At 74.3% G+C, this 13,474-nt stretch carries 13 protein-coding genes; 5 read left to right on the forward strand and 8 right to left on the reverse strand.

The features are described 5' to 3' along the window. Positions 1 to 161 precede the first annotated feature (161 nt). Positions 162 to 593 (reverse strand): division/cell wall cluster transcriptional repressor MraZ, encoded by a 432-nt coding sequence (mraZ, locus tag ACFP3R_RS24530; protein WP_380638742.1) that lies wholly within the window; start codon positions 591 to 593, stop codon positions 162 to 164. A 475-nt stretch (positions 594 to 1,068) separates the two neighbouring features. Here mraZ and ACFP3R_RS24535 point away from each other — a divergent pair, with 475 nt between their 5' ends. The 3 genes from ACFP3R_RS24535 to ACFP3R_RS24545 are packed head-to-tail and all read left to right on the forward strand — an operon-like array spanning position 1,069 to position 5,934. Then, complete coding sequence (locus ACFP3R_RS24535; protein ID WP_380638743.1) at positions 1,069 to 2,226, forward strand: AAA family ATPase; 1,158 nt, start codon at positions 1,069 to 1,071, stop codon at positions 2,224 to 2,226. A gap of 1 nt (position 2,227) precedes the next feature. Then, positions 2,228 to 3,493 (forward strand): DUF58 domain-containing protein, encoded by a 1,266-nt coding sequence (locus ACFP3R_RS24540; protein WP_380638744.1) that lies wholly within the window; start codon positions 2,228 to 2,230, stop codon positions 3,491 to 3,493. A gap of 2 nt (positions 3,494 to 3,495) precedes the next feature. Continuing rightward, positions 3,496 to 5,934 (forward strand): transglutaminase TgpA family protein, encoded by a 2,439-nt coding sequence (locus ACFP3R_RS24545; RefSeq protein ID WP_380638745.1) that lies wholly within the window; start codon positions 3,496 to 3,498, stop codon positions 5,932 to 5,934. A 159-nt stretch (positions 5,935 to 6,093) separates the two neighbouring features. Here ACFP3R_RS24545 and ACFP3R_RS24550 read toward each other — a convergent pair whose 3' ends face one another. From ACFP3R_RS24550 to ACFP3R_RS24580, 7 genes are all read right to left on the reverse strand, one after another. Then, positions 6,094 to 6,477 carry a DUF3040 domain-containing protein gene (locus ACFP3R_RS24550; protein ID WP_380638746.1) on the reverse strand — a complete coding sequence of 128 codons (384 nt, stop codon included), beginning with the start codon at positions 6,475 to 6,477 and terminating at the stop codon, positions 6,094 to 6,096. A gap of 503 nt (positions 6,478 to 6,980) precedes the next feature. Continuing rightward, positions 6,981 to 7,238, reverse strand: coding sequence for a hypothetical protein (locus ACFP3R_RS24555; RefSeq protein WP_380638747.1), 258 nt, complete (start codon positions 7,236 to 7,238; stop codon positions 6,981 to 6,983). 85 nt (positions 7,239 to 7,323) lie between these two features. Then, on the reverse strand, positions 7,324 to 7,965 hold the full coding sequence (locus ACFP3R_RS24560; protein WP_380638748.1) for a Crp/Fnr family transcriptional regulator: 642 nt from the start codon (positions 7,963 to 7,965) through the stop codon (positions 7,324 to 7,326). 183 nt (positions 7,966 to 8,148) lie between these two features. After that, positions 8,149 to 9,429, reverse strand: a complete 1,281-nt coding sequence (locus tag ACFP3R_RS24565; protein WP_380638749.1) for a DNA polymerase IV — start codon at positions 9,427 to 9,429, stop codon at positions 8,149 to 8,151. A gap of 121 nt (positions 9,430 to 9,550) precedes the next feature. Then, a complete protein-coding gene (locus ACFP3R_RS24570; RefSeq protein ID WP_380638803.1) occupies positions 9,551 to 10,144 on the reverse strand; it encodes a sigma-70 family RNA polymerase sigma factor in 594 nt (197 codons plus the stop codon). A gap of 248 nt (positions 10,145 to 10,392) precedes the next feature. Beyond that, on the reverse strand, positions 10,393 to 10,977 hold the full coding sequence (locus tag ACFP3R_RS24575) for a sigma-70 family RNA polymerase sigma factor (RefSeq protein ID WP_380638804.1): 585 nt from the start codon (positions 10,975 to 10,977) through the stop codon (positions 10,393 to 10,395). Positions 10,978 to 11,058: 81 nt separating this feature from the next. Continuing rightward, the gene (locus tag ACFP3R_RS24580) at positions 11,059 to 11,781 is read right to left on the reverse strand and encodes a class I SAM-dependent methyltransferase (RefSeq protein ID WP_380638750.1); all 723 of its coding nucleotides are present in this window, start codon (positions 11,779 to 11,781) and stop codon (positions 11,059 to 11,061) included. A gap of 34 nt (positions 11,782 to 11,815) precedes the next feature. Between ACFP3R_RS24580 and ACFP3R_RS24585 the strand changes: the two genes are divergently transcribed. Continuing rightward, on the forward strand, positions 11,816 to 12,652 hold the full coding sequence (locus ACFP3R_RS24585; protein ID WP_380638751.1) for a ParA family protein: 837 nt from the start codon (positions 11,816 to 11,818) through the stop codon (positions 12,650 to 12,652). Between the two features lie 21 nt (positions 12,653 to 12,673). After that, positions 12,674 to 13,471: a DNA-formamidopyrimidine glycosylase family protein gene (locus tag ACFP3R_RS24590; RefSeq protein WP_380638752.1), complete on the forward strand. Its 798-nt coding sequence runs from the start codon at positions 12,674 to 12,676 to the stop codon at positions 13,469 to 13,471. Positions 13,472 to 13,474: the final 3 nt, after the last annotated feature.

Raw genomic sequence — 13,474 nt, forward strand, 5'->3', positions numbered from 1 at the left:
CGTCGCCGTCCCGGGCGCGGTCGCGCCCGGGACGAAAAAATTCGGGTGCAGTCAGGTCCCCGCCCGCCCGTCGGACCTGGCGCCGGGGAAGGTGCGCCAGGGCCGAAAGCCGAGCGGACCGAGGCCAAACGGCACCCGAAACCTCGAACGACCAGCCGATGTCAGAACAGGCCGGGGAACACCTCCTCGCGCGTTTCCGCGTACCGCTGCTCGTGCTCGTCCATGTACCGCTGCCAGGCCAGGGAGTCCCAGATCTCCAGCCGGTTGATCGCGCCGATGACCACGCACTCCTTGGTCAACCCCGCGTACCGGCGCAGCTCCGGGGCGATCAGCACCCGGCCCTGGCCGTCCGGCCGCTGCTCGTCGGTGCCCGCGAACAGGTAGCGCTGGTAGGCGCGGACCGCCTCGTTGGTGAACGGAGCCTCCGCCACCTTGCGCGCCATCTGCTCGAACTCGGCCCGGGGGAACACGTACAGGCAGTGGTCCTGGCCCTTGGTGACCATCAGACCCCCCGCTAGCGCATCCCGGTACTTGGCAGGCAGCGTCAGCCGGCCCTTGTCGTCCAGCCTCGGGTGGTGCGTGCCCAGGAACACGGCGCCCACCTCCCGGTGCCGGGACCGATCGTCCGAACCGGCGGTGGAGCCCCCGTCTGCCCCACCGGCCGCCACAGTACCCCACTTTTCACCACAGTCAACGCTGAACCGGGTGGTTGATCGACGTGTTGTGGGACGTTTCCGCTGGTAGAGCGAAGATGGCGCCGGTGGAGGGCGGTGGGGGAAGTGGGCGGCCACCACCTCGCCGAGTGAGGCGATCCGTCCCGAAATACACCCGAACGGCCCAGGGAAACCGGGCAAAATCGGTCCGACCCCGGCCCGGGTGGGGAATCGTGGCGAAACGGGGTGGGCGCACCGGACGCGCACCGGACGCGCCCCGCGCCCGTGGCACCCGAGTGCACGAAACTGTTCAATCGGTGTGGGGCGCTTCGCCCTGGTTTGACACACTGCGTGAAACGCTCACCGCCACCGCGAACCGGTCGCGGTAGGGCCGCGCCCTGCTCCAGGAGGTCGAGTGACTCCGAGTACCCAGCCAGGCACCCTGCCGGAACACTCCTACGGGGGTGGCGGGGGACCGGCGGCGAACAACCACGTGCCCGGGGCGGCGCACCAGGGGCTCGGCCAACAGGGTCAGGTCCAGCAGGGGCAGCAGGCGCAGCAGGTCCGGCCGGACGAGGTGCTCGCCGAGCTGCACGCGGTGGTCGGGCGGATCGCCGCCAACGTGGAGAAGGTCATCGTCGGCAAGCCCGAGGTGGTGCGGGTCGCGCTGGTCACCCTGCTGGCCGAGGGCCACCTGCTGGTCGAGGACGTGCCGGGCGTCGGCAAGACCTCGCTGGCCAAGGCCCTGGCCCGGTCGATCGACTGCACGGTCAGCCGCATCCAGTTCACCCCCGACCTGCTGCCCAGCGACATCACCGGTGTGTCGATCTACAACCGGCAGGACAACGACTTCGAGTTCCGCCCCGGCCCGGTGTTCGCGAACATCGTGGTGGGCGACGAGATCAACCGCGCCTCGCCGAAGACCCAGTCGGCGCTGCTGGAGTGCATGGAGGAGCACCAGGTCACGGTCGACGGGCAGACCTACCCGCTCGGCGCGCCGTTCATGGTGATCGCCACCCAGAACCCGATCGAGATGGAGGGCACCTACGCCCTCCCCGAGGCGCAGCGCGACCGGTTCACCGCGCGGGTGTCCATCGGCTACCCGGACCCGCAGGCCGAGATGGCGATGGTGGACGAGCACGCGGGCCACGACCCGATGGCCGACCTGCGCCCGGTGTCCGACGCCGACCAGGTGCTCAAGCTGGTGCACGCCGTGCGGCGGGTGCACCTGTCCCCCGAGGTCCGCCGGTACGCGGTGGAGCTGGTCGGGGCCACCCGGCGGCTGCCGGAGCTGCGGCTGGGCGCCTCGCCGCGCTCGACGCTCCAGCTGGTGCGGTCCGCGCGGGCGCAGGCGGCGCTGGCCGGGCGCGACTTCGTGGTGCCCGACGACGTCCACGCGGTGGCCGTGCCGGTGCTCGCGCACCGCCTGGTGCCGACCGCGGAGGCGCAGGCGGCCCGCCGGTCGCCCGCCGACCTGGTGCGCAACCTGCTCCAGCGGGTGCCGGTGCCGCAGGCCGGCCCGGACCAGGGCGGCCAGTTCGCGCACGGCGCCAACCCGAACCACCACCGCTGACATGCGGGGCACCCTGTCCGGGCTGACGACCAGGGGCCGGTGCCTGCTCGCGGCCGGTTTCGCGGCGGGACTGTGCGCGATCGTGCTCAACGAGCGCGACCTGCTGCGCGTGGCGGCGTTCGTGGTGGCGCTGCCGGTGCTGGCGGCGTGGCTGGCGCAGCGGGCCCGGGTGGGGCTGCACGCGAACCGGCTGCTGCACCCGGGCCGGGTCCAGGTGGGGTCGGCCGCGGACGTGCGGGTCGAGCTGCGCAGCGCGGGCCGGCTGCCGACCGGCGGCCTGCTGCTGGAGGACGCGGTGCCGTACGCGCTGGGCGCGCGCCCCCGGTTCGTGGTGGAGCGGCTGCCGCGCAACACCGTGACCGTGCTGCGCTACCAGCTCAAGCCGGTCATGCGCGGCGTCCAGCAGGTCGGGCCGCTGCTGGCCCGGATCACCGACCCGTTCGGGCTGGCCGAGTTCGACCGGGAGATGGCCGGCCGCAGCAGGCTGGTGGTGGTGCCGCGGGTGGTGCCGCTGACCGGGCTGCCCGGCGGCTCCGGCATGGGCTCCGGCGACGACGGCTCGATCCGGCTGCGCGCCGGGCAGGGCGAGGACGACGCGGTGGTGCGCCCGTACCGGCACGGCGACGACCTGCGGAAGGTGCACTGGCGCTCGACCGCGCGGCGCGACGAGCTGATGGTGCGCGTCGAGGAGCGGCCGTGGCGCGGCGGCACGACCGTGCTGCTGGACCACCGGGTGGTCGCGCACCGCGGCGGCGGGCCCGGCGCGAGCCTGGAGTGGGCGGTGTCGTTCGCCGCGTCGATCTCGCTGCACCTGCACCGGTACGGCCACCAGGTGCGCCTGGTCGGCGACGACGGCCGGGTGCTGGTGGGCGGTCCGGGCGGGTCCGGGTACAGCGACGCGGTGGTGCTCGACGCGCTGGCCGCGCTCCAGCCCTCGCACCACCGCGAGCCGGCGGCGGGCGTGGACCCGGGCGCGGGCCAGGAGGTCATCGCGATCCTCGGCGGCTGCACGCCCGCGGCGGTGGACTCGCTGGCGCGCCACCGGCCGCGCGGGGTGCGCAGCCTGGCGGTGCTGATGGACGTGGCGGCGTGGGCGTCCCCCTCGGACGACCCCGCGCCGGACCCCGACGACGCGGTGCGGCTGCTCGCCGCCGCCGGGTGGGGGGTGGTGGTGGCTCGGCCGAACACGCCGATGCGCCAGGTCTGGCAGGAGCTGTGCCACAGCGCGGGCAACCGCGGCCCGGTGGTGCGCACGGAGGTGGGGTGACCATGACCGGCAGGACCGCGGACGGCGGGTGGGCGGTGGGCGCGACGCCCGCGGTCGCGGGGTTGGCGACCCTGTGCGCGGCGACCGCGCTGTCGAGCGTGATCGGCGGCGCGCTGTGGCCGGTGTACCTGGCCGTGGCGATCGCGGTGGTCGCCGGCACGGGCGTGCTGCTGCGCGCGTCCCGGCGGCTGCCCCCGGTGGTGGTGAGCCTCGGGCAGGTGCTGGCCCTGCTGTGCCTGCTGGTGACGATCTTCACGCGCAGCGGCGTGCTGGTGTTCCTGCCCGGCCCGCAGTCGCTGAACGACCTGCTCGACGTGCTCGGCCAGGCGATGGCCGAGGTGCAGACCGGTGTGCCGCCGGTGCCCGACAGCCCGGCCATGCGGTGCCTGGTCATGGTGGCGATCGGGCTGGTGGCGGTCCTGGTCGACGGGCTGGCGGTGGGCGCGGCGGCGCCCGCGGCGTCCGGCCTGGTGCTGCTGTGCGTGTTCGCGGTGCCCGCGTCGCTGGCCGACGAGATGCTGCCGCTGTGGACGTTCGCGTTCGGCGCGGGCGCGTTCGCGATGCTGCTGGCCGTGGACGGGCAGCACCGCCACGAGGCGTGGCGGGGCAGGCTGCCCAACGGCGGTCGGCAGGGCTCCGGACCGGCGGCGGCCGCCGTGGCCGGGCTGTCCGTGGTGATCGCCCTGGTGGTGGGCGGCAGCCTGACGCTGGTCGGCACGGTCGGGCGGCTGCCCGGCACGGGCGACGAGATCGGCGGCGGCTCCGGCGGGCTGGGCATCGACCCGATGACCGAGCTGCGCGGGATGCTCGACCAGGGCTCGACGCGGGAGATGTTCCGGGTGCGGGGCCTGCCCAGCTCGGCCTACCTGCGGGCGATGACGCTGCGCGAGTACGTGCCGGACAAGGGCTGGCAGCTGGGCGGCAACATGCCCGAGGGCGTGTCGGCGCAGGGCGAGCTGCCCCCGCAGCCGGGCGACCCCGGTGACGGCCGGGTGACCTCGGTCCAGGTCGAGCCGGTGAACTGGGTGGACAACTGGCTGCCGGTGTACGGCCGGCCGCGCTCGATCGGGCAGGTCGAGGACAACTGGCGCTACGACCCGGCGCGCGGCATGGTCTACAGCGTCCGGGCGCGCAAGTCGGGCCAGTACACGCTGGAGACGGTGCTGGAGTCGCCGGGCGCGGACACGCTGCGCCGCGCGTCGGGCGTGCCGGACGTCGACCCGGCCTACCAGGACGCGCCCGGGGTCAGCGAGCGGGTGGCCGAGCTGGCGCGGGACGTCGTGGCGAGCGAGGACAACCAGTTCGACCGGGCGACCGCCCTGTACCGGCACTTCACCGACGGCACGCAGGGGTTCACCTACACGACCGAGACCGGTGGCGACAACCGGCCGGACGCGCTGGAGGACTTCCTGTTCAACGGCAAGCGCGGGTACTGCGAGCAGTACGCCTCGGCGATGGCGATCATGGCGCGGTCGGTCGGGATGCCCGCGCGGGTGGCGCTCGGCTTCACCGCCGGGTTCCCCACCGACGACTTCCAGACCATCACCACGCAGGACGCGCACGCGTGGGTGGAGATCTACTTCGCCGGCTACGGCTGGATGACGTTCGACCCGACCCCGCTGTCGGACGGCCGGGGCGTGACCCCGCCGTACATCTCCGGCCTGGACGCCGACGACGAGGAGGACGGGTCCAGCGCCACCGCGGCCACGACCACGACCACCGCGCCGACCTCGGGTTCGTCCACCTCGGAGTCGACCGCGCCGGACGCGCTCGCCCAGGGCGGGACGACGGAGACCGGGGAGTCGGTGCCCACCTGGCACCTGGTGGCGCTCGCGGTGGCGGCGCTGCTGGCGGCGCTGCTGACCTGGCTGGCGATCGCGAGCGGCAGGCCCGGCGGACCCGCGTGGCTGCGCCTGCCCGGGCTGCGGCCGGCGGCCCTCGCGGCGGCGGCCGCGGCGTGGGTGGTGGTGTTGGCGCTGGTGGCGGCGCTGCTGTGGTGGGAGCTGGCGATCGCGCTGGTGCTGCTGGCGGGCGCGGCGGCGCACGCGGGCGTGCGGGAGTGGCGGCGGCGGGCGCGGGTGCGGGCGGTGGCCGGGCTGGAGCCGGACGCCGCCGGTGCGGCCTGGCGGGAGCTGGTGGCCGAGTCGGTCGACCGGGGGACGCGGGTGCCGAACACCGAGACGGTGCGCGTGGCCGCGCGGCGGTTGGTGAAGGCGCACAACCTGGACGAGCAGGGGCGGGACGGGCTGCGCGCGGTGGTCGGGGCGGTGGAGCGGTCCTGGTACAGCACGCGGACGGGGGCGGACCCCTCGCTACCCCGGGCGGTCGACGAGGTGCGGGCGAGCCTGAACCGCAACGCGCCGCTGGCGCTGAAGGCCAGGGTGCTGCCCCGGTCGGTGCTGCACCCGAAGCCGCCTACCAGCCCGGACTCGGACGAGTGAGGGTGAGGTGAGGTGAGGTGAGGTGGGCCGGCCCCGGCTCAGGCGGCCACCCCGCCCCGCCTCCGAACACCCACCCCGAACACCCCACGGCCCGCCCCAGGACTCCCGGGGCGGGCCGTGTGCGTTCTGCGGGCAGTGCGGTCAGGGCTGTTACGCGGACTACTCGTCCTCGAAACGGCGACGGAAACGTTCTTCCATCTTCTGTGAGAACGAGCTGCGGCTGGGCCGGCCTCCCTCGTCGTTGGGCTCTTCGGCACCCTGATCACCACGACGGAGTGTCGTCACGGTGAGCAGTACGCCGAAGAACATCAACAGGAAGCCGACGACGCTCACCACCGGGATACCAGCGAGCTTCGGCAACATCACACCTGTCACGAGCAGCGCCACACCCACGGCGAACAACGCGATGCCCTGGATACGACGCCGTCGGGACGGTTTGCGCAGCTTGGCGCCGCGCACGGTGGATGCGAACTTCGGGTCCTCGGCGTAGAGCGCGCGCTCGATCTGGTCGAGCAGTCGCTGCTCGTGCTCGGAGAGTGGCATGGCTCCTCCTCCGGCACAGCGGTCGCGGGCGCCGGGTAATCACGGTTGCCGCCGGTCCCGGCGGACGCCCCGCCCTGGGGGCGTCACGACCAGGATACGATTCGGGAGGCCCGCCGACTACCCAGTCTGTGCCCCTAAGCGGTTCGTTAGGTCACCATCATCCTCACGGGTCAACGGTCAGACCTCCGTAAGCTGGCGGCAGACCCCCGCCGAACGCCGTGTCAAGGCCCTGCGCCGCCCGGTTCGCGGTGGTGGGCGGGTCGGGCCCACCACCGGGCCCACCGCCCCCTCGGGACGACCCACCCCCCGGTCCCGGTCCCGGTCCCGGTCCCGGTCCCCCGCGCCCGTCCCGGTCCGCGCAGCTCGACCCGAACGGGCGCACCTCGACCTCCTCCACCCCCCGTGGAGAAGGGCCTTCCGCGGGCCCGACCGCCCGCGGAAGGCCCGGGGAGAGCGATGGCCGCCCCTCGCCGGCCACCGCTGGGTCCCGGTCTCGTCGCGCCCTACAGGCGCACCAGGTTGTCCTGGAACTCGACGTCCAGTTCGCGGTGGGTGGAGCGCACCTCGCGCCACGCGTCGTACATCGCGATCAGCCCGCCCGCGAGGACCAGCGCGACGGCGAGCGCGACGACGCCCCGGGCGTCGGACTTGATGACGATCACGACCGCCGCCCACAGCTGGACCGCGGTGAAGAGCAGGGTGCAGGCGAGCCGTTCGGTGAACCTGCGGCGGGACTTGGCTCGCTCCTCGTTGTGGTTCATGACGCCCCCTCTGAGCTGTTCCGACAACTCATTTGTAGGGCGTCCGACGACGGACTTCTGCGTCAGATGACGCACAGCGGGAATATCAGTTGGTGAGGTCGTGGAGCCTGCTGACCTGGTGGATCTCGATCTTCCGCCGACCCGTGGAGATGATGCCGCGCTCGCGCAACGAGCGCAGCACCCGGACGAGCGATTCCCGGGACGTCCCGGCGATGCCGGCCAGCTCCTCCTGGCTGAGGGAGACCGCGCCCTGGTCCGCGATGCCGCGCCGCAGCGCGACGTCGATCAGCACGGCGGCGACGCGCTGGGTGGCGGTGCCGCTGATCTGGGTCCGCTGCCGGTCGGTGTCGCGCTGCCGGGTGATCACCACGGTCAGCACCGCCCACGAGATGCGCGGGTACCGCTGGCACAGGGCGACGAAGGTCGGGGCCGAGAGGACCAGCGCCCGGACCGCGTTGAGCGCGCACACGGTGGCCGAGCGGGGCAGCCCGTCCACGGCGGACCGCTCGCCGACGATGTCGCCCGAGCCGCGGATGGCGAGCACCTTCTCGTACCCGTTGGCGGTGGTGGCCGTCACCCGCAGCAGGCCGCGGCGGACCACCAGCACGTGCCGGGTGATCTCGCCCTCCGCGCAGATCACCGAGCCGGGCGGGTAGTCGCGTTCCGCACCCGTGGCGCCGAGCACCTCGTGCTCGGCGGGGGTGAGCAAGCCCCAGAACCGGTCCACCCGACCAGCGTGCCCGGTGATCGTCGCGCGCGGTCCGATCCGGCCCGCCAACCACCCGATCGGCCCGTTCCGCCGCCTCGGGTGCCCGGGTCGGGACCGGGTCGCTCCAGCCCGGGTCGGGACCGGGTCCCGTCAGCCCGAGTCGGGGTCGGGTCCGTCAGCCCGGGTCGGGACCAGGTCCCGTCAGCCCGGGTCGGGACCCGGCTCCTCCACCCCGGACCGCGCCGGCCCCTCCGCGAGCAGCGACGCCGGCCGCACGGCCGCCCGGCCGAACCTCGACCGCGCCTGGTCGGCCGCCTGCTCCGCCTCCCGCCACCCGCGCTCCGGGGCGTCGAACATCAGCTGCTCGCCGCTCCCCTCCTCCACCAGCTGCTCGATCCGCACACCGATCAGCCGCACCGCGCCCGGCGGCACCTGCTCGTCCAGCAGCGCCGCGGCGGTCCGGTGGACCTCCTGCGTCACGTCCGTGGCCACCCGCAGCGTCCTGGACCGGGTGATCGTGGTGAAGTCGGCGAACCGCACCTTGATCGACACCGTGCGCCCGCGCAGCCCCCGCTCCCGCAGCGTCGCGGTGGACCGCTCCGCCAGCCGCAGCAGCTCGCGCCGCAGCAGGTCCCGGTCGACGTGGTCGACCTCGAACGTCTCCTCGGCGCCGATCGACTTCTCCCTGGTCGACGGCACCACCGGCCGGTCGTCGTGGCCCTGCGCCAGCGCGTGCAGGTGCTCGGCCAGCGCCACCCCGATCACCCGCCGCAGCCTGGGCAGCGGCACGGCGGCCACGTCGGCCACCGTCTCCAGGCCCACCTGCTCCAGCGCCTCGGCCGTCCGCTTGCCGACGCCCCACAGCGCGGACACCGGCAGCGGGTGCAGGAAGGTCAGCACCTCCGCGCGCGGCACCACCATCAGGCCGTCCGGCTTGCACATCCCCGAGGCCAGCTTGGCCAGGAACTTCGTCGGCGCGACGCCCACCGAGCAGGTGACCCCGAACGCCCGGAACACCTGCTCGCGGATCGACCCGGCGACCTCGGCCGGGGTCGCGCGCAGCCGCCGCAGCGAGCCGCTGACGTCGAGGAACGCCTCGTCCAGGCTCAGCGGCTCCACCAGCGGCGTGGTGTCGCGGAAGATCGCCATCACCCCGCGCGAGACCTCCTGGTAGCGCGCGAAGTCGGGCGGGAGGAACACCGCGTGCGGCGCGAGCCTGCGCGCGTGGGCGGTGGGCATGGCCGAGCGCACGCCGAACTCGCGCGCCAGGTAGTTCGCCGACGCCACCACGCCCCGGTGCGCCGTGCCGCCCACCACGACCGGGCGGTGGGCCAGCTCCGGCCGCTCGCGGATCTCGACCGAGGCGTAGAAGGCGTCCATGTCCACGTGCAGCATCGGGCAACCGGTGTCGTCCGGCCACACGTCGCCGCGCGCGATGAAGCGGTCGACCAGACCGCGCGGCAGGTCGGCACTGCGACCCAAGATCCACCCCCGTCGAACACCCGTTCGACACCCTACGCCAAGCGGTAGGCGTGCCGCGCACTCCGCCACCCGACCAGTGGCGAGGACGCGCACAAGACACCCGAACGGGCAAACCGGGAACCTACTCCCCCAGCACCTTGCGCAACCTCAGCAGCGCCCGGTGCTGCGCCACCCGCACCGCACCGGGCGTCGAACCCACCAGCACCGCCGTCTCCTCGGCGGACATGCCCATGACCACGCGCAGCACCAGGATCTCCCGCTGCCGCTCCGGCAGCACGCCCAGCAGCCGCCCGATCCGCTCGCCCAGCTCGCCCCGCAACGCCTCCTGCTCGGGCCCCGGCCCGCCGCTGACGCTGTCGGGCAGCTCCGAGACCGACTCCGCCCGGTCCCGGGCCGACGCCCGGTGGACGTCCGCGACCTTGTGCGCGGCGATGCCGTAGACGAACGCCAGGAACGGCCGCCCCTGGTCCCGGTAGGACGGCAGCGCCTTGAGCACCGCCAGGCACACCTCCTGCGCCACGTCGTCGGCCGACGACCGCGACCGCTCCCCGCGGCCGACCCTGGCCCGGCAGTACCTGACCACCAGCGGCCGGATCAGCCCCAGCAACGCCTCCACGGCCCGCCGGTCGCCCCGCACCGCCGGTTCGACCAGCGCGTCCGGACCCACTTCCGCACGTACCACGGCGACCGGGGCGTCCTCGCAGTCCACGGCCATCACCGCCTCCCCGGCTCGGACGCGCGACGCACCGCCGCGTCCCGGCATAACTCCGAAATCGACCACCACTGCCATCGCGAGCTCCTCGGCGTCCGCGCGCTGGACCACCCCTTGGGCCACATGGCAACGCGACGCAGCTCCCTCACGCGGATGACGCAGGTATTCGAAAGTTGCTCCAAACGGTCGCGTTTAAGATGCGAACGGCGGAGCCGACTACCACATTTGGCTGCGCTGAGTAACCAGACACGCTACGTGACGGCCAGCCACGACGCCCGCTCGACCTCGCGGCGCAGGCGCGTCAGCGCCCGGTGCTGCGCCACCCGCACCGCGCCCGGCGTCGCGTCCACCACCTGGGCGGTCTGCTCGGCCGTCAGGCCCACCACGACCCGCAGCAGCAGGATCTCCTGCTGCTTGTCCGGCAGCAGGCGCAGCAGCTCGCCGAGCTTGCGCGACAGCTCCCCGCGCAGCGCCGACCGCTCGGGGTCGGCCGAGTCGTCGGGGGCGTCGGGCACCTCGGGCACGGGCTCGGCCCGGTTGCGCAGCGCCGCGCGGTGCGCGTCGGCCACCTTGTGCGCGGCGATGCCGTAGACGAACGCCAGGAACGGCCGGCCGTGGTCGCGGTAGGTCGGCAGCGAGGTCAGCACGGCCAGGCAGACCTCCTGCGCCACGTCGTCGGCGGAGGTGTACGAGCGCTCCTGGCGGCCCACGCGGGCCCGGCAGTAGCGCACCACCAGCGGCCGGACGATGGTCAGCAGCCGCGCGGCGGCGGCCCGGTCACCGCGGACGGCCTCGCGCACCCGGTCCTCGATCTCCTCGGGCGCGGCGGCGGTCATCACGGGGCTCCGGGTAAAAGCGGGTCTCCCACGGCTGCGGTCCTCTGCGGTAGGCGGCGGATGCCTACCGTTGTACCGCATTCAGCCGTACTTGCGGCCCAGGACGTGCAGGCGGGCCGCCACGTCGCGCAGCGGCGACCTGGTCGACGCGGCCAGTTCCAGCTCCGCCAGCGCGTCGGCCGCGCCGGGGTTGGCGTCCAGCACCGAGCCCGGCACCAGGTCGGACACCACGCCGTGGCCCTGCACCAGCTCCACCTTCAGGCCCGCGGCCGACACCAGCGCCTCCAGGCCCACCGCGTCGAACCGGCGCAGCAGCGGGTCGCGGGTGCCCGCGAGCTGCCCGGCCTCGTCGTCCAGCAGCCGCCGGGCCTCCACCAGCCGACCGGCGATGGCCCGGTGCAGCACGGCCGCGAACCGGTTCGCCACCAGCACCGACACCGCGCCGCCCGGGGCCGCGGCGGCGGCCAGCGCGGCCAGCGCGGCGCCCGCGTCGTCCACCACCTCCAGCAGGCCGTGGCCCAGCACCAGGTCGGCCGAGGCGTCCTGGTCCAGCACGTCCGCGTCGCCCTGCACGGCGGTGACCCGGTCCAGCACGCCCGCCTCGGCGGCCCGGCGGTGCAGCGTCGCCAGCGCGTCGGGGCTCGGGTCGACCACGGTCACCGAGCACCCGGCCACGGCCAGCGGGACCGCCCACACACCGCTGCCGCCGCCCACGTCGAGCACCCTCGGCGGCTCACCGCCCCGGCGGTCCCGCGCGGCGGCGAGCTCGGTGTCGAGCACCCTGTGTACGGCGTCCGGTCGCATGGCACCAGAGCGTAAGGGTCGTAGGCTGCACGTTGTGCATACGGTGGCGGTGCTCAGTCTCAAGGGTGGCGTGGGCAAGACGACGGTCGCGTTGGGTCTCGCGTCGGCCGCTCTGCGGCGCGGGGTCCGGACACTGGTCATCGACCTGGACCCCCAGTGCAACGCCACCTCCACCCTGGAACCCGAGGAGACCGGGGCCAGCATCTACGACGTGCTCCGGGAACCCACCGCGGAGGTGCTGCGCGAGGCCGTCTCACCGAGCGGGTGGGGCGACGGCCTGGACGTGCTGGTCGGCTCGGAGGACGCGGAGTCGCTGAACCACCCCGACCCGAACGAGGCCCGCCTCGGCCGGCTGCGCGAGGCGTTGCGCCTGCTCAAGGAGGACGAGGAGCCCTACCAGCTGGTGCTGCTGGACTGCCCGCCGTCGCTGGGTCAGCTGACCAGGTCGGCGCTGGTCGCGGCGGACCGGGCGCTGCTGGTGACCGAGCCGACGATGTTCGCGGTGGCGGGCGTGCAGCGGGCGTTCGAGGCGGTGCAGGCCGAGCGCGAGCACAACCGGGAGCTCCAGCCGCTGGGCGTGGTGGTCAACCGGGTCCGGCCGCGCTCGCACGAGCACCAGTTCCGCATCGAGGAGCTGCGCGACATCTTCGGCCCCCTGGTGATGCCGGTGGCGATGCCCGACCGGCTGGCCGTGCAGCAGGCGCAGGGCGCGTGCATGCCGATCCACGAGTGGGGTACCCCCGGCGCGCGCGAGGTGGCGCTGGCGTTCAACCTGCTGCTGGCCCGCATCCTGCGGATGAGCCGCAGCCGCAGGCGGCCCTCGCACGACGACTTCGACGACGACGAGATCCAGGAGGCCGTGGAGGCGTGACCCGGGGAAGCGCGGGCGCCGGTGCCCGAGGGTGACACCGTGTTCCTGGCCGGGCACCGCCTGGACGAGGCGCTGGCCGGCCGCACGCTGGTGCGCGGCGAGCTGCGCCACCCCCGGTGGGCCACCGCGGACCTGGGCGGCCGGGACGTGCTGGGGGTGCGCTCGGTCGGCAAGCACCTGTTCACCCGGTTCTCCGGCGGCCTGAGCCTGCACACCCACTTCCGGATGGACGGCGCCTGGCACCTCTACCGGCCCGGCGACCGCTGGAAGCGGCCCGGCCACCAGGTGCGGGCGCGGCTGGAGGTGCCCGACCGGGTCGCGGTGGGGTTCTCGCTGCACGACGTGGAGCTGCTGCCGACCGACCAGGAGGCCCGGTTGGTCGGCCACCTGGGGCCGGACCTGCTGGGCGAGGACTGGGACGCCGGGCAGGAGGCCGAGGCCACCCGCAGGCTGGCCGCCGACCCGGACCGCGAACTGGGCGTGGCGCTGCTCGACCAGCGCGTGCTGGCCGGCGTGGGCAACCTCTACAAGGCCGAGGTGTGCTTCCTGCTGGGCGCCTCGCCGTGGACCCCGGTGTCCGGGGTCGACCCGGCGGAGGCGGTGCGGCTGTCGCGCAAGCTGCTGCTGGCCAACGCCTGGCACCCCGAGCAGAGCACGACCGGGAGCATGGCCCGGGGCCGGCACCACTGGGTGTTCGAGCGCACCGGCAAGCCGTGCTTCCGCTGCGGCACGCGGGTCCGCGTCGGCGGGCAGGGCGCGGGCGTGCAGGAGCGTCCCGCGTACTGGTGCCCGCACTGCCAGCCGGGACCGATCGCTTAGGGT

This window comes from Saccharothrix lopnurensis (genome assembly GCF_042658445.1).
Classification (GTDB): domain Bacteria; phylum Actinomycetota; class Actinomycetes; order Mycobacteriales; family Pseudonocardiaceae; genus Actinosynnema; species Actinosynnema lopnurensis.

Excerpts from the sequence above, each read along its gene's own strand:
- ACFP3R_RS24545 (WP_380638745.1), top strand. The coding sequence starts at position 3,496 with ATGACCGGCAGGACCGCGGACGGCGGGTGGGCGGTGGGCGCGACGCCC.
- ACFP3R_RS24555 (WP_380638747.1), bottom strand. The coding sequence starts at position 7,238 with ATGAACCACAACGAGGAGCGAGCCAAGTCCCGCCGCAGGTTCACCGAA.
- ACFP3R_RS24540 (WP_380638744.1), top strand. The coding sequence starts at position 2,228 with ATGCGGGGCACCCTGTCCGGGCTGACGACCAGGGGCCGGTGCCTGCTC.
- ACFP3R_RS24575 (WP_380638804.1), bottom strand. The coding sequence starts at position 10,977 with ATGACCGCCGCCGCGCCCGAGGAGATCGAGGACCGGGTGCGCGAGGCC.
- ACFP3R_RS24580 (WP_380638750.1), bottom strand. The coding sequence starts at position 11,781 with ATGCGACCGGACGCCGTACACAGGGTGCTCGACACCGAGCTCGCCGCC.
- ACFP3R_RS24550 (WP_380638746.1), bottom strand. The coding sequence starts at position 6,477 with ATGCCACTCTCCGAGCACGAGCAGCGACTGCTCGACCAGATCGAGCGC.
- ACFP3R_RS24570 (WP_380638803.1), bottom strand. The coding sequence starts at position 10,144 with ATGGCCGTGGACTGCGAGGACGCCCCGGTCGCCGTGGTACGTGCGGAA.